The organism is Staphylococcus sp. GDY8P45P (assembly GCF_017892745.1).
Classification (GTDB): Bacteria; Bacillota; Bacilli; order Staphylococcales; family Staphylococcaceae; genus Staphylococcus; species Staphylococcus cohnii.
The window spans coordinates 634313-657067 of sequence record NZ_JAESLS010000004.1 but is presented as its reverse complement, the minus strand read 5'-3'; the positions used below and the strand labels follow the sequence as shown (position 1 = coordinate 657067).

The following is a 22755-nucleotide window of genomic DNA, read 5'->3' as shown; positions in this document are numbered from 1 at the left end:
TTTTTATTAATCTTCTTTTCTAAGACCTAAGCCTAGATCTTCAAGTTTATATTTAACTTCTTCTAATGATTTGCGTCCTAAATTGCGCACTTTCATCATATCTGCTTCAGATTTATCAGCTAATTCTTGAACAGAATTAATACCTGCGCGTTTCAAACAGTTATATGAACGGACAGATAAGTCTAATTCTTCTATAGACATTTCAAGTACTTTTTCTTTTTGATCTTCTTCTTTTTCAATCATGATTTCAGCATTTTGTGCTTCATCAGTTAATCCAACGAAGATGTTCAAATGTTCAGTTAGGATTTTTGCCGCTAGAGAAACAGACTCTTGTGGCGTAATTGAACCATTAGTCCAAACATCCAAAGTTAATTTATCAAAATCACTACTTTGACCTACACGTGTGTTTTCTACAGTATAGTTAACACGTTCTACTGGTGAATATAGTGAATCCACTGGAATTACACCAATTGGTAAATCACTAGTGTTATTTTGTTCTGCTAATGCGTAACCTCTACCCTTATTAGCAACAAGACGGATTTTTAAATGTCCACCTTTAGATACTGTTGCGATTTTAATCTCAGGATTTAAAATCTCTACATCACTATCATGCGTGATGTCGCTTGCAGTAACTTCGCCTTCATCTTTTACATCAATCTCTAATGTTTTATCTTCTTCAGAATAAATTTTCAATGCTAGCTTTTTGATGTTCATAATAATTGTTGAAACATCTTCTACAACATTATCTATTGCTGAGAATTCATGTAATACACCTTCGATTTCGATGTACTTAACGGCTGCACCTGGTAATGAAGATAGTAGGATACGACGTAAGGAGTTTCCTAGTGTAGTACCGTAGCCACGTTCTAGTGGTTCAACAACGAACTTACCGAATTTAGCATCTTCACTAATTTCAATTGTTTCAATTCTAGGTTTTTCGATTTCAATCATTTACAAATATCCTCCTTGATTACGTCGACTTGAATTGTACTGTGTTTCTCAGTGACTTGCGACAATAACGATAATATTATACGCGACGACGTTTTGGTGGACGACAACCATTATGTGGTACTGGAGTAACGTCACGGATTGCAGTTACATCTAATCCAGCTGATTGTAATGCACGGATCGCTGATTCACGACCTGGGCCAGGACCTTTAACAGTAACTTCAACAGTTTTTAAACCATGTTCCATAGCTGCTTTAGCTGCAGTTTCTGATGCCATTTGTGCTGCAAATGGTGTTGATTTTTTTGATCCTTTAAATCCAAGTGCACCTGCTGATGACCATGATAAAGCATTACCAAATTCATCAGTAATAGTTACGATTGTATTATTGAATGTTGAGCGGATGTGTGCCACACCATTCTCAATATTCTTTTTCACTCTACGTTTACGAGATACTTGTTTACGTGCCATTTAAAATTTGCCTCCTTTACCTATTATTTTTTCTTGTTAGCTACAGTTTTAACTGGGCCTTTACGAGTACGAGCATTGTTTTTTGTCTTTTGTCCGCGTACTGGTAAACCACGACGGTGACGGATACCACGGTATGATGAGATTTCCATTAAACGTTTAATGTTTAAGTTTTGCTCACGACGTAAGTCACCTTCTACTTTATAATTGTCTACTACTTCACGGATACGACCTAATTCGTCATCAGTTAAGTCTTTAACGCGAGTATCTGTAGATACATTAGCTTCTTCAACAATTTTTTGAGCTGTAGTAGTACCGATACCATATACATAAGTTAAAGAAATAACAATACGTTTTTCACGTGGAATATCTACTCCTGCAATACGTGCCATAATTATTTACACCTCTCTTTATTAACCTTGTCTTTGTTTGTGTTTTGGATTGCTACAAATTACCATTACTTTACCTTTACGTTTAATGACTTTACATTTTTCGCAAATTGGTTTTACTGATGGTCTTACTTTCATTTTAATACCTCCCTATATTATGGAGTGACGATTATTTATAACGATACGTAATTCTTCCGCGTGTTAAATCATACGGAGACATTTCTACAGTTACTTTGTCGCCAGGTAGAATTCGAATATAATTCATTCTGATTTTACCACTTACGTGAGCTAAAATCTCATGACCATTTTCTAATTCTACTTTAAACATTGCATTTGGTAAAGTATCTAATACTGTACCTTCTAATTCAATAACATCTTGCTTAGCCATTTATTAACTTCCCCCTTTTTACAATAGTTGGTTATCGTCTAAGATCAACTATAACCATACGAGTCTATAAGTGTTGTTAATAAGTTCAACAAAATTAAAATGAATTACTATATCGCATTGTCACTCTTTTTCGTTTATACTCTTGGCATTACATAGACCGTACAAAGTTGATACTATTTTAGGTTCTCAAGAATATCGATTACGTTTGAAGTAACCTCATTAATATCTTTTGAACCATCAATGTTTTTCAATACATTTTCATTATCATAGTATTCTAGGATTGGCTTAGATTGTTTTACATTGACATTTAAACGATTTGCAACTGTTTCTGGGTTGTCATCTTCACGTTGGTATAATTTACCACCGTCAATATCACAAATGCCATCAACTTTTGGAGGATTGAATACAAGATGATAAGTGTGCCCGCATTTTTCGCAAATTCTACGACCAGTAAGGCGGTTCATTAATTCTTCTTCAGGTACCTCTATATTGATAACAGCATCAATTTTTCTATCTAGTTCTTGCATGATTTCACTTAATGCTTTTGCTTGTTCAATAGTACGAGGAAAGCCGTCAAGTAAGAATCCTTTTTTTGCATCGTCTTCAGAAATTCTTTCTTTAACAATGCCCACAGTAACTTCATCAGGGACTAATTCTCCACGATCCATGTACGATTTAGCTTCTTTTCCTAAATCAGTTTCATCTTTAATCGCTTTTCTGAACATGTCTCCAGTAGATATGTGTGGAATTGGGAATTTCTTAACAATTTCACTCGCTTGAGTTCCTTTACCTGCGCCAGGTAAACCCATTAAAATGATATTCATAAGTGCCCTCCTACAATTTATCTACCACCAAAGCCTCTATAATCTTTTTGACTCACTTGAGCTTCAAGACTCTTCATTGTTTCAATCGCAACACCAATTACGATAAGTAGACTTGTACCACCGACTTGTATCGATTGTGGTAAGTCCATCACCTTAGTAGCAATGATTGGTAGTATAGCAACGACAGCTAAGAATATTGATCCTACAAAGGTCAATCTGTAGAGAACTTTAGTAATATATTTTTTTGTTTGTTCGCCAGGTCTAATACCCGGAACATAACTGCCTTGTTTTTTAAGGTTATCAGACATCTTTTCAGGATTGACTTGTACAAATGCATAGAAATATGTGAATGCAATAATAAGAATCACATAAACAATCATCCCTATATTATTTGATGGATTTGCAACGTCAGATATTTTTTGCGCCCAACTTGCATCAGGGAAGAACAAAGTTAATGTTCTTGGTAATAAGAAGAACGCCATTGCAAAGATGACTGGGATAACCCCTGCAGAGTTAACTTTCAAAGGTAAATATGTTGCTTGTGAACCTAATCGTTGTGCAGACTGTTTTTTCGCATATTGAATTGGTATTTTTCTAATAGCTTGTAGTACGAATATTGCACCAACCGTTAGCAATACCATTCCAACAATTAATCCAATAACTTTTAACCATGCTAAAGTTGTATCATCTTGTCCTACAAAGGACTGTTGGTAAAACTGGATTAATGATGAAGGTAATGAAGATAAAATACCTCCAAAGATAATGATGGAAATACCATTACCAACACCGAATTGAGTGATTTGTTCACCTATCCAAATTAAAAACGCTGTACCAGCTGTTAACACAACAGCTATTGTTAGGTAGCTTATTACGGACTGATCCATAATAAGTTGACCTTTCAAATAATTATTAAATTGGAACGCCATTCCTATTGATTGGATAAAAGCAAGTACAATCGCAAAATAACGGGTTACGTTATTAAGTTTTTTTCTACCTGCATCACCTTGTTTTGCCCACTCTGAAAACTTTGGAACAATATCCATTTGTAATAACTGCATCACAATTGATGCAGTAATATATGGCATTATACCCATGGCAAAGATAGAAAAGTTCTGCAAGGCTCCGCCACCAAACGTGTTAAGTAAGTCAGTGACACCTTGAGAACCTTGTTGACTGTCAAAAGCAGCTGGATTTACGCCAGGTGCTGGAATATAAGTACCTATTTTAAAAATAACTAACATTGCGAGCGTAAAAAAGATCTTGTTACGAACTTCTTTTGTAGTAAAGAAGCTCACAAGCGTTTGAAACATTAGATCACCTCGTGTGCTCCGCCTTTAGCATCAATAGCTTCTGCTGCAGAAGCAGAGAATTTGTTAGCTTTCACTGTTAACTTCTTGTCAAGTGAACCACTACCTAGTACTTTAATACCAGATTTTTCACTTTTAACTACACCAGATTCTACTAATAAAGCAGGAGTTACTTCAGTACCATCCTCAAATTTATTAAGTTGGTCTAAGTTAACAATAGCATATTCTTTGCGGTTAATGTTAGTAAAACCTCGTTTTGGTAAACGGCGGAATAAAGGTAATTGTCCACCTTCAAATCCTGGTCTAATACTACCACCTGAACGCGCTTTTTGTCCTTTTTGTCCACGGCCACTAGTTTTACCGTTACCAGTAGCTGCACCACGACCTACGCGGTTACGAACTTTACGAGAACCTTCTGCTGGTTTTAACTCATGTAATTTCATTTCGGCACCTCCTTAATTATTTTTCTTCTACTGTCACTAAGTGACTTACTTTGTTGATTTGCCCACGAATAGCAGGGTTATCTTCAACAACTACTGAAGAGTTTGTTTTTTTCAAACCTAAAGCTTCAACAGTTTTACGTTGTGTTTCTGGACGACCTATAACACTACGAGTGAGGGTAATTTGTAATTTAGCCATAACTTATTTTCCCTCCTTAATTATATAATTCTTCTACTGACTTGCCACGTAATTTCGCAACTTGTTCAGCATTTTTAAGGTTTTGTAATCCATTAATTGTTGCACGCACCATATTGATTGGTGTGTTTGAACCTAAAGATTTACTTAAGATATCAGTGATACCTGCTAGTTCTAATACTGCACGAACAGGACCACCCGCAATAACACCAGTACCAGGAGCTGCTGGTTTCATTAATACACTACCTGAACTGAATTGTCCAGTGATCATGTGAGGAGTTGTACCTTCGACACGTGGAACTTCAACTAAGTTTTTCTTAGCTGCTTCAACTGCTTTTTTGATTGCTTCAGGTACCTCTTGTGCTTTACCAGTACCGAATCCAACGCGACCGTTTTTATCTCCAACTACTACTAAAGCGCTGAAACGGAAACTACGACCACCTTTTACAACTTTTGCAACACGATTAATTGTAACAACGCGTTCTTCAAATTCTTTCGCTTCTTCTCTACGAGCCATGTAAATGTCCCTCCTTTAAATTAAAATTGTAAACCATTTTCACGAGCTGCATCTGCTAATGCTTTAACACGTCCGTGATATAAATATCCTCCGCGGTCAAATACAATTGTTTTTACGCCTTTTTCATTCGCTCTTTTAGCAATTGTTTCGCCGACTTTAGCTGATAAATCAACTTTAGATCCAGTTTCATTAGCTAGATCTTTTTCTTGTGTTGAAGCTTGTGCTAATGTTTTACCATTAACATCATCGATAACTTGTGCATAAATGTGTTTGTTTGAACGATAAACATTTAAACGTGGTTTTTCAGCAGTGCCAGATAATTTGTTACGGACACGAGCATGTCTTTTCAAACGCACTTTGTTTTTATCAATTTTGCTGATCATTTTATTACTCCTTTCTTCTGAAAGTTATTTATTATTTACCAGTTTTACCTTCTTTACGGCGAACGTATTCACCTTGGTAACGAATTCCTTTACCTTTATAAGGTTCTGGAGGTCTTACTGAACGAATGTTTGAAGCAATAGCTCCAACTTGTTCTTTTGAAATACCTTCTACAGTTACTGTAGTGTTTTTATCAACACCGAAAGTGATACCATCTTCAGCTTTAAATTCAACTGGGTGTGAGTATCCAACGTTTAATACTAGGTCATTACCTTGCATTTGAGCACGGTAACCTACACCTACAAGTTCAAGTGTTTTTTTGTAGCCATCTTTAACACCTAGAATCATATTATTAATCAAAGCACGAGTTGTACCATGAACTGTTCTATCATTTTGAGAATCAGTTGGTCTTACAACTTCTAATGTGTTTTCATCTTGCTTATATGTCATTCTTTCATTCATTGTTTGTGATAATTCGCCTTTTGGACCTTTAACAGAAACTGTATTTCCTTCGATAGTTACTGTAACGTCACTAGGGATGTCAATAATTTTTTTACCAACACGACTCATGTTATCGCACCTCCTTGTTATTAATTATTACCAAACGTAACCTAAGATTTCTCCACCAATATTACGTTTTCTTGCTTCTTTATCAGTGATTACACCTTCAGAAGTAGAAACTAATGCAATACCTAAACCATTTAACACTTTAGGCACTTCGTTTGCTTTAGCATAAACACGTAAACCTGGTTTTGAGATACGTTTTAATCCAGTGATAACACGTTCATTGTTTTGACCATATTTAAGGAATAAACGAATAACCCCTTGTTTATCGTCTTCAACGTATTCTACGTTTTTAATGAAACCTTCACTTTTTAATATTTCAGCAATTTCTTTTTTGATATTTGATGCAGGCAATTCTAACTTATCATGGCGCACCATGTTTGCGTTTCTTACACGAGTTAGCATATCTGCAATTGGATCGTTGATTGTCATTGAATGTTGCCTCCTTTCAGACTTTTTTCTATTACCAGCTAGCTTTACGAACGCCAGGGATTTGGCCTTTATAAGCTAATTCACGGAAACAAATACGGCATAATTTAAATTTACGATATACAGAATGTGGACGACCACAGCGTTCACAACGCGTATATTCACGTACTTGGAACTTTTGTTTTTTTTGTTGCTTAGCAACCATTGAAGTTTTAGCCACTTAATTAGCCTCCTTTAGAGATTATTTTTGAAATGGCATACCGAATTGTGTTAACAATTCACGAGCTTCCTCGTCAGTGTTAGCAGTTGTTACGATAACGATATCCATTCCTCGTATTTTACTTACTCGGTCATAGTCGATTTCAGGGAAAATTAATTGTTCTTTAACACCTAAAGTGTAGTTACCTCTACCGTCAAATGCTGATTTTGATACACCACGGAAGTCACGAACACGTGGAAGTGATACCGCAATTAATTTATCTAAAAAGTCATACATTCTTTCACCACGTAAAGTTACTTTAGCGCCGATTGGCATACCTTCACGTAAACGGAATGTAGCGACAGATTTTTTCGCTTTAGTTACTAATGGTTTTTGACCAGTGATAGCTTGTAATTCTTCTACAGCATCATCTAATACTTTAGAGTTTTGTACAGCATCACCAACACCCATGTTCACTACAATTTTTTCTATTTTTGGTACTTCCATTACTGAACTATAGTTGAATTTTTTTACTAAGTCCGTTGTAACTTCAGAATTAAATTTTTCTTTTAAACGATTCACAGTGGATCCTCCTTTCAATTAGTTATTCATTATTAGATTTGATTTCTTCGCCAGATTTTTTAGCGATTCTAACTTTTTTACCGTCTTCGAATTTGAAACCTACGCGAGTTGGTTCATTCGTTTTAGGGTCTAATAATTGTACATTAGAAACATGGATTGCTGCCTCTGTTTCTAAGATTCCACCTTCAGGATTAAATTGAGTTGGTTTTTGGTGTTTTTTAATAGTGTTAACACCTTCCACAACGACACGGTCTTTTTTAGGTTCTGTAGCTACTACTTTACCTTCTTTACCTTTGTCTTTACCTGCGATAACTTTTACGTTGTCACCTTTTTTGATATGCATGTGTGGCACCTCCTTAAATTTATATATTTATAAATAATTTATTAAAGTACTTCTGGAGCTAATGATACAATTTTCATGAAATTACCTTCACGTAATTCACGCGCAACTGGTCCAAAAATACGAGTACCACGTGGGCCTTTGTCGTCACGAATGATGACACATGCATTTTCATCAAATTTGATATATGAACCGTCATTACGACGTACACCTGATTTAGTACGTACAACAACAGCTTTAACTACTTCACCTTTTTTGACAACGCCGCCTGGTGTAGCATGTTTAACAGTAACGACGATAACGTCACCAATGTTCGCTGTTTTACGACCAGATCCACCTAATACTTTGACTGTAAGTACTTCACGTGCACCAGAGTTATCTGCTACTTTTAATCGTGTTTCTTGTTGGATCATGAGTTAAACCTCCTTTATCTTCACTGTTTATTAAATAATTACTGATTCTTCAACAATATCTACTAAACGGAAACGCTTAGTTGCTGATAAAGGACGTGTTTCTTGAATCTTAACGATGTCCCCTAATTTAGCTGAGTTGTTTTCATCATGTGTTTTGTATTTTTTAGAGTATTTTACTCGTTTGCCATATAGTTTGTGTGTTTTGTATGTTTCAACAAGTACAGTTACTGTTTTATCCATTTTATCGGAAACGACTCTACCTACATAAACTTTACGATCATTTCTTTCGCTCACTTTAGTAACCTCCTCTTTCAATTTGATTATTGATTAGCCTTACCTTGTTCAATTTCTCTTTCACGAGCAACAGTTTTTAGACGTGCAATCGTTTTTCTCACTGTACGAATACGTGCAGTTTCCTCTAATTGACCTGTAGCTAACTGAAAGCGTAGGTTAAAAAGCTCCTCTTTTGAAGATTTGATTTGTTCTTCGATTTCAGAAGTGGTTAAGTCTCTAATTTCCTTAGCTTTCATTTGTTTCACCACCCAATTCTTCACGTTTTACAAACTTAGTTTTAACTGGAAGTTTGTGACTAGCTAAACGTAATGCTTCACGCGCAACTTCTTCGTTTACGCCTGCAACTTCAAATAAAATTCTACCTGGTTTTGCAACTGCAATCCAGCCTTCAACGGCACCTTTACCAGCACCCATACGAACTTCTAAAGGTTTTTTAGTGTAAGGTGTATGTGGGAAGATTTTGATCCAAACTTTCCCGCCACGTTTCATATAACGAGTCATTGCAATACGAGCTGATTCGATTTGACGAGATGTGATCCAAGACGTTGTAGTTGCTTGTAAACCATACTCACCAAATGTTACATAGTTACCGCCTTTAGAACGACCAGTTGTTTTAGGACGATGTTGACGACGATATTTAACACGTTTTGGTAGTAACATTATTATTTTCCTCCTTCACTAGTGTTCTTAGTAGGAAGAACTTCTCCACGATAAATCCACACTTTGACACCTAACTTACCATAAGTTGTGTCTGCTTCTGCGTGTGCATAGCCTATGTCAGCACGTAGTGTATGAAGTGGAACAGTTCCTTCTGAATATTGTTCTGCACGAGCGATATCAGCACCAGCTAAACGACCAGATACTTGTGTTTTGATACCTTTAGCGCCTTGTTTCATCGCTCTTGTAATAGCTTGTTTTTGTACACGACGGAATGATGCACGGTTTTCTAATTGACGCGCAATATTTTCTGCTACCAATTTAGCATCTAAATCAACTTTTTTGATTTCAATTACGTTGATGTGTACTTTTTTATTTGTTAATGAATTTAATTTGTTACGAAGTTTTTCGATTTCTGAACCGCCTTTACCGATTACCATACCTGGTTTACCAGTGTGAATAGCGATGTTGATACGATTAGCTGCACGTTCAATTTCTACATGAGAAACTGATGCTTCACTTAATGCGTTATCAATAAACTTACGGATTTTTAAATCTTCGTGTAATAATGATGCGAAGTCTTTTTCTGCATACCATTTAGCTTCCCAATCACGGATTACACCGACACGAAGTCCAATTGGATTAATTTTTTGACCCACAGTGTTCCCTCCTTAAGATTTTATTAAGCTTCTTTAGCTTCTTCTTTACCGTCACTTACGACGATTGTAATGTGGCTTGTACGTTTGTTGATCGCACTTGCACTACCTTGTGCACGTGGACGGAAACGTTTTAAAGTTGGTCCTTCATTAGCATAAGCTTCTTTAACTATTAATTCATCTGTGTTCATATCATAGTTATGTTCTGCATTAGCTAAAGCGGACATTAATAATTTTTCAATTACTGGTGATGAAGCCTTGTTTGTTAATTTTAAAATCGCTATCGCTTCACCAGCGCTTTTGCCTCTAATTAGATCTAATACTAATCTAACTTTACGAGGTGCGATTCTTATTGTTTTAGCAACCGCTTTTGCTTCCATTCCAATTTCCTCCTCTACCTGTTAGATATTATCTTCTTGTTTTTTTATCGTCTGCAACGTGACCTTTAAATGTACGTGTTGGTGCAAACTCTCCAAGTTTATGACCAACCATATCTTCTGTTACAAATACAGGCACATGTTTACGTCCATCATATACAGCGAATGTATGTCCGATGAAATCAGGGAAAATAGTTGAACGACGTGACCAAGTTTTGATTACTTGTTTTTTCTCGCTTCCGCTTTGAGCTTCTACCTTTTTCATTAGGTGATCGTCAACGAAAGGTCCTTTTTTAATACTACGAGCCATAGTGGCGCCTCCCTTCTTATTATGTGCGTGCAGCGTTTAAGCCGCACACCCAAATAAGTTATTTTTATTTTTTCTTACGTCCACGAACGATAAGTTTATCTGATGATTTTTTACCGCGACGTGTTTTCTTACCAAGTGTTGGTTTGCCCCAAGGTGACATTGGAGAAGGCATACCGATTGGTGCGCGTCCTTCACCACCACCGTGTGGGTGATCGTTAGGGTTCATTACAGAACCACGAACTGTTGGACGGATACCTTTCCATCTTGAACGTCCAGCTTTACCAACGTTAACAAGTTCGTGTTGGATATTACCAACTTGACCAATAGTAGCGCGACAAGTTGAAAGAATCATACGAACTTCGCCAGATCTTAATCTGATTAATACATATTTTCCTTCTTTACCTAATACTTGTGCACTAGCACCAGCAGAACGAGCAATTTGTCCACCTCTGCCAGGTTTCAACTCGATGTTATGAATAACAGTACCTACTGGAATATTTTGTAGTGGTAGGGCATTACCTACTTTAATATCTGCTTCAGCACCACTTTCAAGTACTTGACCTACTTTTAAGTTTTTAGGTGCAATAATATAACGTTTTTCTCCATCAGCGTAAAATAACAATGCGATATTTGCTGAACGGTTTGGATCGTATTGAATTGAATCAACTTTTGCTTGGATACCATCTTTGTTACGTTTGAAATCAATTACACGGTATTGACGTTTATGTCCACCGCCATGATGGCGAACAGTCAATTTACCTTGGTGATTTCGTCCCGCTCTTTTCGGTAGCGGTTGTAATAATGACTTTTCAGGAGTAGTTTTCGTAATTTCTGCGAAATCTAAACTAGTCATATTACGACGACCGTTAGTAATTGGCTTATATTTTTTTAGAGCCATTGTCGTTTACCTCCTTATTGGTAATTTTTTAGTTAAATAGATCGATTGATCCTTCTTTTAATTTAACGATTGCTACGCGTCGTTTGTTTGTATAGCCTTGGTAACGGCCCATACGTTTTTTCTTTGGTTTGTAGTTAATGATATTTACACTATCAACTTTTACATCAAAGATTTCTTCTACAGCGATTTTTACTTGTGTCTTGTTAGCACGAGTATCAACATCGAATGTATATTTGTCTTCAGCCATTGCAACTGAAGATTTTTCAGTGATTACGGGGCGCTTAAGAACGTCTCTTGCTTCCATTATCCGAGCACCTCCTCAACTTTTTTAGCAGCTGCTTCTGTGATTACTACACTATCAGCGCTTGTTAAATCTAGAACGTTTAAACCTTGTGCAGTTGTTACTTGAACACCAGGGATGTTACGTGCTGAAAGTGCAACATTTACATCTTCAGATTCAGTAACTACTAACACTTTTGTAGGTTGTTCTAAGTTAGAAAGTACAGTTTTGAATTCTTTTGTTTTTGGAGCTTCAAAACTTAATGCATCTACAATTGTTAAGCTATTTTCTTGTGCTTTGAAAGATAATGCTGAACGTAATGCTAAACGACGCATTTTCTTAGGCATTTTGTAAGCATAGCTTCTTGGTGTTGGTCCGAATACGATACCACCACCACGCCATTGTGGCGCACGAATAGTACCTTGACGCGCACGTCCTGTACCTTTTTGTCTCCATGGTTTACGTCCACCACCACGTACTGCTGAACGGTTCTTAACAGCATGTGTACCTTGGCGTAATGAAGCACGTTGTAAATTAATTGCTTCAAAAAGAACGTTATTGTTTGGTTCGATTGCAAATACTGCATCGTTTAATTCAACTGAACCTGATTTAGTTCCATCTACTTTTAATACATCATAATTTGCCATTATGCATTTCCTCCTTTCGCTCTATAATTATTTATTACCTTTAATTGATGAAGAGATTTCTAAGTATCCTTTTTTCGGACCTGGTACATTACCTTTTACTAAGATAACATTGTTTTCAGTGTCAACTTGAACTACTTCTAAGTTTTGGACTGTTACAGTGTTTCCACCCATACGTCCTGGCATTTTTTGTCCTTTGAAAACTTTTGAAGCATCAGATGCCATACCTACTGAACCAGGTGATCTATGGAAATGAGAACCATGTGACATTGGTCCACGTGCTTGGTTATGACGCTTGATAGCACCTTGGAATCCTTTACCTTTAGATACGCCAGTTACATCAATGATGTCACCAGCTTCAAATGTATCAACTGAGACTTCTTGACCTACTTCGTATTCATCAACATTAACGTTTCTGAATTCACGAATGAAGCGCTTAGGTGCTGAGCTTGCTTTTTTAGCATGGCCTTCAGCTGGCTTGTTAGCATATTTGCTTGACTTGCTTCCTTTTTTGTAAGCTGCTTTATCAGCATAGCCTACTTGGATTGCATTGTAGCCATCTACTTCTTCAGTTTTCTTTTGTAATACTACGTTTTCACTAGCTTCTACTACTGTTACAGGGATTAAATCACCGTTTTCTCCGAAAACTTGTGTCATCCCGATTTTTCTTCCTAAGATTCCTTTGGTCATCGAAAGTCCACCTCCTAATTTTTTCTATTATAATTTGATTTCGATGTCTACACCAGATGGTAAGTTTAAGCCCATAAGAGCATCTACTGTTTTAGGTGTAGGGTTAACAATATCGATTAAGCGTTTATGTGTACGTTGTTCGAATTGTTCACGTGAATCTTTATACTTATGCACGGCACGAATTACAGTATAAACTGATCTTTCAGTCGGTAACGGAATTGGTCCAGACACATCTGCACCAGAACGTTTTGCTGTTTCAACAATTTTTTCTGCAGATTGATCGATAACTCTGTGATCATAAGCTTTTAATCTGATTCTGATTTTTTGTTTTGCCATAATTTTCCCTCCTTATTCGTCTACATTTAAGTGATAGACTTCTCCACGAAAACTATCTCACACAGCGCCATGGCAAAGCGGCCGGGTGTGTCAGTAACCTTTCGCTTCATCGCGTGTTCTTAAAGTCCAACATTAGATATGTTACATGAAAAGCAGTGATTTATCAAGCTTTTCTGCAAAAGTTTTTACTATTTGCCTAACACATACCTTGTTATTATACTTGAACTACTTATTCAGTTCAACCACTTTTAGGAAATTTTTAGTTTTTGTAATTTTAAATGTTTATTTGCCCTTTTTTATTTTCATTTGATTTATTTCGTTTATACTATTATTAGTTAGGAGTGAATATTAATGAAAAGTGGTATCCGTACGACACTTATAATCCTTAGTTTAATATTAATTGTTGGCGAGTTTATTTATGGCATCCCATTTTTAGGTGGTAGTATCATTTTCAGTTTTGGTTGGCAGCCTTTATTAATCAATGCATTACTTTATTTTATAATCGTGATTATATTAATAGTTGATAAACAAAATTCTATTAAACCAATGTTAATCATACCATTGTTAGGTGTTATTGGTTCTTTTATAGCATTCATACCTTTTGTTGGGATGATTGTCCATTGGGTTTTATTTTTCTTGATGTTGTTCTTTGTTTTGATTATTTTCTCTACGCCGCTTTATGTTCCAAACAAGCATGCAAAAGTTGTTTACACGCAACAAAAGCAAGAGAATAATAAATTTTAAAGTTATACAGCCATGATTATTATATTATAATGAAGAAACACGACTTTTTTATAAACTGAATACAGATAATTAACACGTATAAAAAATCCCTTTGCTTCGATATGGATCGACTGCAAAGGGATTTTTTATTTAGCCGTGAACAAATACAAAATATAATATAAACAGTATCATTAAAGCATACATGATTGGGTGGACTTCTTTATGTCTTTTAGAAATCAACATTGTTATTGGATAAAAGATGAAGCCACAAGCAATACCAGTTGCGATTGAATAAGATAACGGCATCATAATAATCGTGATAAATGCCGGTACTGCAACTTCGAATTTTTTCCAGTCTATTTCCGCAAAATTAGCAGCCATTAATACACCTACGACTACAAGCGCTGGTGTAGTCACTGCACTTGTTACTACTTCCATTAAAGGGCTGAAAAATATCGCTAATAAGAAACAAAAGCCTGTAACAACACTAGCAAATCCTGTACGAGCTCCTACAGCGACACCTGACGTTGACTCAATATAGGAAGTTGTTGTTGTCGTCCCAAAAATCGAACCAACTATTGTTGCTAATGAATCAGAAAATAATGCTCGACCAGCTCTAGGTAATTTATTATTCTTCATCATACCTGCTTGTGTTGCCACCGCAACGAGTGTACCTGCAGTATCGAAGAAGTCTATAAATAAAAACGTTAAAATTACAATTAAAAATTGTACTGTGAACAATTGACTAGGATCTTTAAATGCTTCAAAAGCAGCTCCGAAAGTAGGCTCAATACTAGGGACTTTGCCCACTATGCCACTTGGCGTATGTATTAGTCCTGTAAGCATTCCTAAAATAGATGTTAAGACCATACCTATAAATATCGCACCAGGTACTCTAACAGCATATAATATCACTGTTATTATAATACCGAATATCGTTAACAATACAGGGCCATCAGTGATATGACCCAAAGTTACTAATGTAGAATCATTATTAGTGATGATTCCTGAACTTTGTAATCCAACAAAAGTAATAAATAAACCAATACCTGCTGAAACTGCCATTTTCATTTGATAGGGTATTGCGTTAATAATGGTCTCTCTTAAACCAGTCATAGTCAAAATTGCAAAAACCACACCAGAGAATAACACGCCGGTCAAACCAACTTGCCATGGAATACCCATTGTTAATACCACTGTAAATGCGAAAAATGCGTTTAAGCCCATGCCAGGTGCTAAGGCAATTGGATATCTAGCTATCAAACCCATAAATAAAGAACCGACAAACGCCGCTAATGCTGTAGCAACAAAAATAGCGCCTTGGTCCATTTTCATATCTTCTGAAACACCTTTTACGCCTGCTAAACTAAGTACTTGAGGGTTGACAGCTAATATATATGCCATTGACAAGAAAGTTGTAAGCCCACCAAGTATCTCTTTCTTATAGTTTGTTTTATGCTTTTCAAACTTGAAATACTTTTTCACGGTTTAGTTCTCCTTTTTTTAAAATACCTACACATTCTAATACCAATTACATTATTTTACAATAGCAAACACGAACTTCTTGTTAAAATTTATACTTTTCGTTCGATTAATTTAAAATTTTAATCCTTTTAGTGCATCTTGGAATGGATTGTTCTCTAATCCATCATCGTTATTCATATATTTTTTCAAATCTTTTTTGTTAACTTTATCTGATTTTTTGTTTTTGTGACGTTTATCCATTTGTGCTTGTGTTTCAGTATGGCCACATACACAACGATAAACTGCTTCTTTGCCTTTTCCAAACAACATCATTTTTTTGTGACAATTTGGACAACGTGCATTGGTTTTTCTTTGAATATTCTTTTTAGTTTTACATTTAGGATCCTGACAAACGAGCATTTGACCATTTTTAGTTTTAACTTTAATCATAAATTTGCCGCATGTAGGACATTCCGTCGTTGTTAAATTATCGTGTTTATAATTTTGTTCACTTTCTTTGATTTCATTAACGACTTCATGTGTGAAAGATTTCATTTCAGAAATAAATTGAGTGGCATTATATTTACCTTGCTCTATTAATGATAGTTTTTCTTCCCACTCAGCAGTTAATAATGGTGATGTTAATTTTTGTGGTGCAAGTTCTAGTATTTGCTTTCCTTTAGATGTAACTCTTATCTTACCATCACGAGATTCAATTGCATTCATGTTAAATAACTTTTCTATGATATCTGCTCTAGTAGCAACAGTTCCAATCCCACCTGTTTCTTTCAATGTTTCGTTATATTTTTTATTATTTAATTTAAAGAATTTTTGAGGGCTTTCCATCGCTTTTAATAAAGTACCTTCATTAAAATATGATGGTGGTGTTGTTTCATGTTGTTCGATTTTAGGATGTGTTATGTGCAATTTAGATGATTTGGTTATTTTATCTATTTGTTTGTTGACTGCTGCTTCAGTTTCATAAATCGCTTTAAATCCTAACTTTTTAGTAACTTTATCTTTAAATTCAAATTTATAATTCCCTGCTGCGATATTGATTGATACAGCTTCGTATTCATGTGGTGGCATAAGATTTTCTAAAAATCTTTGAGCAATCATCAGATAAATTTTTGTTTCACGTTGTGAGAGCTGATTCATATCAGGACGTACTTCTGTCGGTATAATTGCATGATGATCAGATACTTTTTGATTGTTTATAAATTTTTCATTTGTTGAAAATGATTGTGCTATTTGAGATTTTGCAATTTCTTTCAATGATGTTCCCATGATCGCTTGAATTCTATCTTTAAGTGTACTTACCATATCGTCAGTTAAATAGTTAGAATCTGTACGTGGGTAAGTTACAAGTTTGTGTCTTTCGTATAATGTCTGTAAAACATTCAATGTTTCTTTTGGACCAAAGTGATAGCGTTTATAGGCTTCTTGTTGTAAATCTGTTAAATTAAACAATTTAGGTGCATATGATTTTTTATGTTTTTTATTAATACTTTCAACCAAACCTTCTTTATCAATAACTTCACTTTTTATCTTTTCAAAAACTGATTTATCATTACTAGACTCCGGCGTCATACATTGGAATGTGAGGCCTTCGGCAACGATATTCATCTTAAAATAAGTTTGCGGTATAAAGTGATTAATTTCATTTTGTCTCATTTGAACAAGTTGTATCGTCGGCGTTTGAACCCTACCAAGTGACAATTGCGCATCGTATTTTGTTGTTAATGCACGAGTTGCATTGATACCAACAATCCAATCTGCTTCACTACGAGCAAGCGCTGCATAATATAAATTATTAAATTTGCGACCATCTTGTAATTTTGCAAAACCATCCTTAATTGCCTTTTTAGTTACTGAGCTAATCCACAATCTTTTGATAGGTTTCTTATTATGAGATTTATCTAAAATTAAACGCGCAACAAGTTCCCCTTCTCTACCAGCATCTGTTGCGATAATAATGTCTTTTGTATTTTTATTATTAATTAATGATTGTACAATAGAAAATTGTTTTTTAGTTTTGCTTATGACAACGGTCTTCATACGTTTAGGTATAATAGGGAGATCGTTAAGCTTCCATTCTTTATAGTTATCATCGTATTGTTCTGGTGTAGCATTTGTAACTAAATGCCCCAGTGCCCAAGTGACAATATACTTATTATTTTCGAAGTAGCCATTACGTTTATCATTTATATTTAATGCTTGCGCAATATCTCTGCCTACAGACGGTTTTTCAGCAATAATGAGTGATTTCATAATTTCGTCCTTTCAATTTCAATGATATTCTTATTGTAACATGTATATAGCACATCAAAACTTCCATTTACATGAAAAAGTTCTTATAATTAACTTAATAGTTCATCATATGGAGGTATTATATGAAAACAACAAATCCGAACGATGTCGATCAAATCTTGGAATTTTTGAATAAAGCTAACTATCAATCTGCTTCCTATTTGTATAAATTGCCACAAATGCATAATGACATTAGGACCGTTATTACCAATGCAATACAAGACCCAGGTGTATTTGCACAAGTGAACAATCAAGATGAAATTACAATGCTGCTTTTGGCTTTAAAATACGAAGACAATAAATATAAAGTATTAGGACCATTCATAGACAAAAGCATCAAGCCTTCTATCGATGAGATGACACAACTTTTCGATGCATTAGCGCAAAGTAAACCTGATACTGCAAATTTTAATTTTTCATTTGAAGAACATGAGCAAACATATTTACCATTTATGAAATCTTTAGGTGCATCCTATAGTTTTACTGATTATTATCTCATTTCTACGAAAGATATTGGCGACGTTGGTAATGAACAGAATATTATTGAATACCAACCTGCGTATTACCGTTATTTTAGTAAATTACACAATCAAACATTCAAACATGATGTAATGACTGCTGACGAAATTGTAAAATCATTAGATGAATACCATCGTCTATTTATATTCATGTCTGAAGGGTTATTAAAAGGCTATTTATATCTTGAAATCGCTGAAAATAACAATGTAGCTGAAATCAAATATTTTTCTTCTCACTCTGATTACAGGTTAATGGGAATTGCTTTTGATTTACTCTCATATTCTTTACATTTTGCTTTTTCAACATTTGATATTAATAAGATATATTTTAAAATACGCAGTAAAAATACTACGCTTGTTGAGCGTTTCAATGAATTAGGTTTTAACATTAATTATGAATATAAAAAATTCAAATACGTAGCGGCATACATTTAAATTGTAAGCGTTCTACATTTTTACATTTTTAATATATACACACACTATTTTAAAAATTAAAAAGCTGAACTGTAATCTAATATTTTTACTATTCGATGCCTTTACTTTAAAATGAGTATCTAGGGCAATCTTCAGTGATTGTTTTATAGAAGGAAAGTAAAATTAAATAGAGAGTGAGTGAAGCTTAGTTATGGATTTATTAATTGCCCTACTCCCAGCGTTATTTTGGGGGAGTGTTGTTTTAATTAATGTGCTAGTTGGTGGTGGCCCTTACAATCAAATTAGAGGGACTACTTTCGGTGCACTTATCATAGGTATCTTATTATTACTTACTGGCAATACAAAATTCGATGACCCCATCGTAATTATTGTAGGTTTAATATCTGGTGCTTTTTGGGCATTGGGACAAGGTTATCAATTAAAATCAGTCAGTTTAATTGGTGTATCTAAAACAATGCCAATTTCAACAGGATTACAACTTGTAGGTACTACTTTATTTAGTGCTATATTCCTAGGTGAATGGAGCACGGGTACGCAAGTTATACTTGGCCTAGTTGCAATGATTTTACTTGTTGGAGGTATTGCACTTACATCAATTAAAGGAAAAAATGAAGCTTCAGAAAGTACTAAAAACTTTGGTAAAGCAATTCCTATCTTGTTAATTTCCACTGTTGGTTATGTCGTCTATGTTGTGGTTGCACAAATTTTTGGTGTTGATGGCATGAATGCCCTATTCTTCCAATCTATTGGTATGGCAATCGGTGGATTAATATTATCTGCTAAACATGAGACTACTATTAAAAGTACCGTGTGGAACTTAATACCAGGTGTCATTTGGGGTATAGGTAACTTGTTTATGTTCTATTCTCAACCCAAAGTAGGTGTGGCGACAAGCTTCTCATTTTCACAATTATTAGTAATTGTTTCTACACTTGGCGGTATATTCCTTTTAGGTGAACGAAAAGATAAACGTCAGATGATAGGCATTTGGACGGGTATCATTTTAATCGTCATAGCTGCCTTTGTTTTAGGTAACATTAAAGCTTAGATAAAGCATTATTATTAAATTTTATTCGACTTATAAACTTTTATAAAAACTAAATTTATGCCGAATAACTAGGAGGAATCTTAAATGTTTGAAGATTTAGCAGGAAAAGTAGTTATTATTACAGGTGCTGGTAGTGGTATTGGAAAAGCGATGGCAGAACAATTTGGTGAAGAAAAAGCGAATGTTGTATTAAATTACAGATCCGAACGTCATATGGACGCTATGGAATCCTCAATTAAATTAATTGAAAACGCTGGTGGTAAAGCGATAAAAGTTCAAGCAGATATCTCTAAAGAGAATGATATTGATCATCTCATCCAAACTACTGTAAATCATTTTGGTACATTAGATATCATGATTAATAATGCTGGATTTGAAAAAGCAATACCAACACATGAAATGCCTTTAGATGAATGGCAAAAAGTAATTGATATTAACTTAACTGGCGCATTTTTAGGTGCCAAAGCAGCAGTTAATCAATTTCTTAAAGAAGATAAGAAGGGTGTTATTCTTAATACCTCAAGTGTACATGACAAGATTCCTTGGCCTAACTATGTAAATTACGCTGCAAGTAAAGGCGGTTTGAAATTAATGATGGAAACAATGTCTATGGAATATGCTCAATATGGCATCCGCATTAATAATATTTCACCAGGGGCAATTGTAACTGAACATACAAAAGAAAAATTTTCAGATCCAACAACTCGTGCAGAAACATTAGAAATGATTCCAGCAAAAGAGATTGGTGAAGCAGATGAAGTAGCAAACGTAGCAAGATTTCTTGCCTCTGATTTAGCAAGTTATATTCATGGAACAACTATTTATGTTGATGGTGGCATGACTAATTACCCAGCATTTATGGGAGGTAAAGGATAAATTCCTCACGTTCCATTCAAAAAATGAACTTAGCCATTAATATCTTTGCTCAAAATAAAAGAGCTAATCCGTTACGGATTAGCTCTTTTTTATATTTAAAGCCTTACAAATAATCAATTAAACAAATAATGCTTGATATATATATAAAATAATAATGCTGATTAAAATCGTTAAGTTGCTCACCATACCAACAAGCGGCAACGTCTTATACTTAAATTGAATTGAATAAGGTATAATAGCAACACCTACTGGTAATAACCAAGCAACTTGCAATGTTGTTTTAATCATATTATTATCAACAGGTAAAAAGAAATAAACCAACAATCCTGCGATGACACCTAATCCATAATGTAAACCTAAATATTTCAAAGCGATAGGTAAGAAACGCTTATCGATACTAAAGTTGAGCATTAAGCCCAATAAGATCATTGATAATGGCATGTTAGCACCAGATAATACTGAGAAAAACTTAATTACAGGTTCTGGAAAATGAATATTAAGCATATTCAAAATAAACATGATGATATATGTCATTAAAGGAACCGATTTTAGTAAATTTTTGCCTAAATACTTAAAGTCAAAGTTATCACCAGCACTGCTAAAATAACTTCCAACAAAGTATGTAACACCAAACATAATCACAGCGCCACCAATATCTGCCATTCCAAAATATATCATTCCTGTTTTAGGCCAAATCGCTTCTACAAGTGGATAAGCAAATAAACCAATATTTAGCGAAGCAGTCATCATTCCAACTGTACCACGGATATGATTATCATATTTTAAGAAAAACCAAATTACGATGACCTTAGCGATAACACCATACAAAATCATCAATATCGGTAGTACTGATAGTGACAAATCTAAACTTGCACCATTTAAATTAACAATCACTAAAGAAGGTAATGTTACGTTTAAAACGAGTGTTGAAAAAACTTGACTATCATTAGCTTTAAAGTAATTTATGCGTTTAAGTGTATAACCTAGTGCAATTAGTAAAATAATAATGATAAATTGTTGGGTCACATTAATCCTTCTTTCATCCAATCATCTGTTTTCATTCTATTTTCATACTTTAACATAAGTAGCAACCATTTTAGAAGCTTTCGAATCCATGTTATAATTTAATTTATATACGAAACGCTTACATTAGACAAAAAGGTGGTAATGGAATGGATTTAAATGACAAATTAGCAGAACTGAAACATGATTACGTTAGATTACAAGGCGACCTCGAAAAAAGAGAATCAGTCAATCAATCTGTGGACCCTTTAGTTAAACAACTTGAAAAGATAGAGCAAGAAATGTCAGAAGTACGTTCAGAAATTAGACAAAAAGAAAATAAATAACATCCTAGTAAATCAATAATTTACATGCTAAGATTAAGGGCGAACATAGAAAGGATGTAATAAATGCAACTGTATCTTATATTTTTGCCAGTGTTATATTTAATCGTAAGTTACATAAGTATATTTAAAATGAACACCATTATAACGCGTATTTTACGTATTATTATGTCTTTACTTTTATTATTCGTAGTAGCTATTACAACTTTATCATTCCCTGCAATAAATTGGTGGGTCTTTATTGTACTACTGCTTATCATAAGTAATGTAGAAATTACAGCTTTCAAAAACAGCAAAAATGATCAAAAAGCCGTCCAAATTTTAAACATTATGAGCGTTATTTTATTTGTAATTTATGTTATTTTGACTTTAGTTTTATATTAAAAAACATTATTTTAAAGATACGATAACGTAACATATATAAAATCAGCCCCGAAAAGCTTTCTAATTATAAGAAACTTATCGGGGCTAATTTTATATATTTATACTTCGTAATGCTTTCCACGCTTA

Annotated in this window: 37 protein-coding genes; 6 read left to right on the top strand and 31 right to left on the bottom strand. The window is 34.6% G+C overall.

The features are described 5' to 3' along the window. Window positions 1-6 precede the first annotated feature (6 nt). From KA873_RS03380 to rpsJ, 28 genes are all read right to left on the bottom strand, one after another. Window positions 7-951 carry a DNA-directed RNA polymerase subunit alpha gene (locus tag KA873_RS03380; protein ID WP_019468661.1) on the bottom strand — a complete coding sequence of 315 codons (945 nt, stop codon included), beginning with the start codon at window positions 949-951 and terminating at the stop codon, window positions 7-9. Between the two features lie 76 nt (window positions 952-1027). Then, window positions 1028-1417 carry a 30S ribosomal protein S11 gene (gene rpsK, locus KA873_RS03375; protein ID WP_019468660.1) on the bottom strand — a complete coding sequence of 130 codons (390 nt, stop codon included), beginning with the start codon at window positions 1415-1417 and terminating at the stop codon, window positions 1028-1030. Between the two features lie 23 nt (window positions 1418-1440). After that, window positions 1441-1806, bottom strand: coding sequence for a 30S ribosomal protein S13 (rpsM, locus tag KA873_RS03370; RefSeq protein WP_107383902.1), 366 nt, complete (start codon window positions 1804-1806; stop codon window positions 1441-1443). A gap of 21 nt (window positions 1807-1827) precedes the next feature. Continuing rightward, entirely contained in the window at window positions 1828-1941 is a 114-nt protein-coding gene (gene rpmJ / locus KA873_RS03365; RefSeq protein ID WP_002482634.1) for a 50S ribosomal protein L36, read from the bottom strand. Window positions 1942-1972: 31 nt separating this feature from the next. Then, window positions 1973-2191, bottom strand: a complete 219-nt coding sequence (gene infA / locus KA873_RS03360) for a translation initiation factor IF-1 (RefSeq protein WP_001118443.1) — start codon at window positions 2189-2191, stop codon at window positions 1973-1975. Between the two features lie 173 nt (window positions 2192-2364). Further along, a complete protein-coding gene (locus tag KA873_RS03355) occupies window positions 2365-3015 on the bottom strand; it encodes an adenylate kinase (protein ID WP_019468658.1) in 651 nt (216 codons plus the stop codon). A 17-nt stretch (window positions 3016-3032) separates the two neighbouring features. After that, window positions 3033-4325, bottom strand: coding sequence for a preprotein translocase subunit SecY (gene secY / locus KA873_RS03350; protein WP_107383903.1), 1293 nt, complete (start codon window positions 4323-4325; stop codon window positions 3033-3035). After that, window positions 4325-4765, bottom strand: coding sequence for a 50S ribosomal protein L15 (gene rplO, locus KA873_RS03345; protein ID WP_019468656.1), 441 nt, complete (start codon window positions 4763-4765; stop codon window positions 4325-4327). Before rplO ends, secY begins: the two co-directional genes overlap by 1 nt. Window positions 4766-4781: 16 nt before the next feature. After that, window positions 4782-4961: a 50S ribosomal protein L30 gene (gene rpmD / locus KA873_RS03340; RefSeq protein WP_002482630.1), complete on the bottom strand. Its 180-nt coding sequence runs from the start codon at window positions 4959-4961 to the stop codon at window positions 4782-4784. 16 nt (window positions 4962-4977) lie between these two features. Further along, the gene (gene rpsE / locus KA873_RS03335; RefSeq protein ID WP_019468655.1) at window positions 4978-5475 is read right to left on the bottom strand and encodes a 30S ribosomal protein S5; all 498 of its coding nucleotides are present in this window, start codon (window positions 5473-5475) and stop codon (window positions 4978-4980) included. A 20-nt stretch (window positions 5476-5495) separates the two neighbouring features. Continuing rightward, complete coding sequence (gene rplR, locus KA873_RS03330) at window positions 5496-5858, bottom strand: 50S ribosomal protein L18 (RefSeq protein ID WP_107383904.1); 363 nt, start codon at window positions 5856-5858, stop codon at window positions 5496-5498. 31 nt (window positions 5859-5889) lie between these two features. Next, complete coding sequence (gene rplF, locus KA873_RS03325; RefSeq protein ID WP_019468653.1) at window positions 5890-6426, bottom strand: 50S ribosomal protein L6; 537 nt, start codon at window positions 6424-6426, stop codon at window positions 5890-5892. A gap of 27 nt (window positions 6427-6453) precedes the next feature. After that, a complete protein-coding gene (gene rpsH, locus KA873_RS03320) occupies window positions 6454-6852 on the bottom strand; it encodes a 30S ribosomal protein S8 (RefSeq protein WP_019468652.1) in 399 nt (132 codons plus the stop codon). 31 nt (window positions 6853-6883) lie between these two features. Then, window positions 6884-7069 carry a type Z 30S ribosomal protein S14 gene (locus KA873_RS03315; RefSeq protein ID WP_002482625.1) on the bottom strand — a complete coding sequence of 62 codons (186 nt, stop codon included), beginning with the start codon at window positions 7067-7069 and terminating at the stop codon, window positions 6884-6886. A 21-nt stretch (window positions 7070-7090) separates the two neighbouring features. Beyond that, window positions 7091-7630, bottom strand: a complete 540-nt coding sequence (gene rplE / locus KA873_RS03310) for a 50S ribosomal protein L5 (RefSeq protein ID WP_026034769.1) — start codon at window positions 7628-7630, stop codon at window positions 7091-7093. Between the two features lie 22 nt (window positions 7631-7652). Continuing rightward, the gene (gene rplX / locus KA873_RS03305) at window positions 7653-7973 is read right to left on the bottom strand and encodes a 50S ribosomal protein L24 (protein ID WP_107383905.1); all 321 of its coding nucleotides are present in this window, start codon (window positions 7971-7973) and stop codon (window positions 7653-7655) included. Between the two features lie 41 nt (window positions 7974-8014). Next, the gene (gene rplN / locus KA873_RS03300; protein ID WP_019468649.1) at window positions 8015-8383 is read right to left on the bottom strand and encodes a 50S ribosomal protein L14; all 369 of its coding nucleotides are present in this window, start codon (window positions 8381-8383) and stop codon (window positions 8015-8017) included. A 30-nt stretch (window positions 8384-8413) separates the two neighbouring features. Then, complete coding sequence (rpsQ, locus tag KA873_RS03295; RefSeq protein ID WP_019468648.1) at window positions 8414-8677, bottom strand: 30S ribosomal protein S17; 264 nt, start codon at window positions 8675-8677, stop codon at window positions 8414-8416. A 26-nt stretch (window positions 8678-8703) separates the two neighbouring features. Further along, window positions 8704-8913 carry a 50S ribosomal protein L29 gene (gene rpmC / locus KA873_RS03290; RefSeq protein WP_002482620.1) on the bottom strand — a complete coding sequence of 70 codons (210 nt, stop codon included), beginning with the start codon at window positions 8911-8913 and terminating at the stop codon, window positions 8704-8706. Continuing rightward, window positions 8903-9337, bottom strand: a complete 435-nt coding sequence (gene rplP / locus KA873_RS03285; RefSeq protein ID WP_019468647.1) for a 50S ribosomal protein L16 — start codon at window positions 9335-9337, stop codon at window positions 8903-8905. The genes rpmC and rplP overlap by 11 nt, the downstream gene beginning before the upstream one ends. A gap of 2 nt (window positions 9338-9339) precedes the next feature. Further along, entirely contained in the window at window positions 9340-9993 is a 654-nt protein-coding gene (gene rpsC, locus KA873_RS03280) for a 30S ribosomal protein S3 (protein ID WP_019468646.1), read from the bottom strand. A 23-nt stretch (window positions 9994-10016) separates the two neighbouring features. Beyond that, the gene (rplV, locus tag KA873_RS03275) at window positions 10017-10370 is read right to left on the bottom strand and encodes a 50S ribosomal protein L22 (protein ID WP_019468645.1); all 354 of its coding nucleotides are present in this window, start codon (window positions 10368-10370) and stop codon (window positions 10017-10019) included. A gap of 28 nt (window positions 10371-10398) precedes the next feature. Next, entirely contained in the window at window positions 10399-10677 is a 279-nt protein-coding gene (gene rpsS / locus KA873_RS03270; RefSeq protein WP_019468644.1) for a 30S ribosomal protein S19, read from the bottom strand. A gap of 64 nt (window positions 10678-10741) precedes the next feature. After that, the gene (gene rplB / locus KA873_RS03265; protein WP_107383906.1) at window positions 10742-11575 is read right to left on the bottom strand and encodes a 50S ribosomal protein L2; all 834 of its coding nucleotides are present in this window, start codon (window positions 11573-11575) and stop codon (window positions 10742-10744) included. A gap of 28 nt (window positions 11576-11603) precedes the next feature. Beyond that, window positions 11604-11879, bottom strand: a complete 276-nt coding sequence (rplW, locus tag KA873_RS03260) for a 50S ribosomal protein L23 (protein ID WP_019468642.1) — start codon at window positions 11877-11879, stop codon at window positions 11604-11606. After that, entirely contained in the window at window positions 11879-12502 is a 624-nt protein-coding gene (gene rplD / locus KA873_RS03255) for a 50S ribosomal protein L4 (protein ID WP_019468641.1), read from the bottom strand. The genes rplW and rplD overlap by 1 nt, the downstream gene beginning before the upstream one ends. A gap of 27 nt (window positions 12503-12529) precedes the next feature. Continuing rightward, window positions 12530-13189: a 50S ribosomal protein L3 gene (gene rplC, locus KA873_RS03250; RefSeq protein ID WP_019468640.1), complete on the bottom strand. Its 660-nt coding sequence runs from the start codon at window positions 13187-13189 to the stop codon at window positions 12530-12532. Window positions 13190-13216: 27 nt separating this feature from the next. Then, window positions 13217-13525: a 30S ribosomal protein S10 gene (rpsJ, locus tag KA873_RS03245; RefSeq protein ID WP_002482611.1), complete on the bottom strand. Its 309-nt coding sequence runs from the start codon at window positions 13523-13525 to the stop codon at window positions 13217-13219. Between the two features lie 351 nt (window positions 13526-13876). Between rpsJ and KA873_RS03240 the strand changes: the two genes are divergently transcribed. Then, the gene (locus KA873_RS03240; RefSeq protein ID WP_107383907.1) at window positions 13877-14269 is read left to right on the top strand and encodes a hypothetical protein; all 393 of its coding nucleotides are present in this window, start codon (window positions 13877-13879) and stop codon (window positions 14267-14269) included. Window positions 14270-14398: 129 nt separating this feature from the next. On the opposite strand, the gene KA873_RS03235 is transcribed toward KA873_RS03240, so the two are convergent. Then, window positions 14399-15733, bottom strand: a complete 1335-nt coding sequence (locus KA873_RS03235) for an NCS2 family permease (protein ID WP_040029981.1) — start codon at window positions 15731-15733, stop codon at window positions 14399-14401. Window positions 15734-15844: 111 nt separating this feature from the next. Further along, complete coding sequence (locus KA873_RS03230; protein WP_107383908.1) at window positions 15845-17983, bottom strand: DNA topoisomerase III; 2139 nt, start codon at window positions 17981-17983, stop codon at window positions 15845-15847. Window positions 17984-18105: 122 nt separating this feature from the next. Here KA873_RS03230 and KA873_RS03225 point away from each other — a divergent pair, with 122 nt between their 5' ends. The 3 genes from KA873_RS03225 to KA873_RS03215 all read left to right on the top strand — a co-directional run bounded on the left by KA873_RS03225 (window position 18106) and on the right by KA873_RS03215 (window position 20899). After that, window positions 18106-18975 carry a GNAT family N-acetyltransferase gene (locus KA873_RS03225; protein WP_107521359.1) on the top strand — a complete coding sequence of 290 codons (870 nt, stop codon included), beginning with the start codon at window positions 18106-18108 and terminating at the stop codon, window positions 18973-18975. Window positions 18976-19165: 190 nt separating this feature from the next. Next, window positions 19166-20023: a RhaT/GlcU family sugar-proton symporter gene (locus tag KA873_RS03220; protein ID WP_019468635.1), complete on the top strand. Its 858-nt coding sequence runs from the start codon at window positions 19166-19168 to the stop codon at window positions 20021-20023. An 84-nt stretch (window positions 20024-20107) separates the two neighbouring features. Further along, on the top strand, window positions 20108-20899 hold the full coding sequence (locus tag KA873_RS03215; RefSeq protein ID WP_107383910.1) for a glucose 1-dehydrogenase: 792 nt from the start codon (window positions 20108-20110) through the stop codon (window positions 20897-20899). 117 nt (window positions 20900-21016) lie between these two features. On the opposite strand, the gene KA873_RS03210 is transcribed toward KA873_RS03215, so the two are convergent. Next, a complete protein-coding gene (locus KA873_RS03210) occupies window positions 21017-21925 on the bottom strand; it encodes an AEC family transporter (RefSeq protein WP_107383911.1) in 909 nt (302 codons plus the stop codon). 146 nt (window positions 21926-22071) lie between these two features. Between KA873_RS03210 and KA873_RS03205 the strand changes: the two genes are divergently transcribed. Together KA873_RS03205 and mspA are read left to right on the top strand one after the other, a co-directional pair. Then, window positions 22072-22248, top strand: a complete 177-nt coding sequence (locus tag KA873_RS03205) for an SE1832 family protein (RefSeq protein WP_019468077.1) — start codon at window positions 22072-22074, stop codon at window positions 22246-22248. A 63-nt stretch (window positions 22249-22311) separates the two neighbouring features. Then, a complete protein-coding gene (gene mspA, locus KA873_RS03200) occupies window positions 22312-22629 on the top strand; it encodes a membrane stabilizing protein MspA (RefSeq protein WP_107386330.1) in 318 nt (105 codons plus the stop codon). Window positions 22630-22755: the final 126 nt, after the last annotated feature.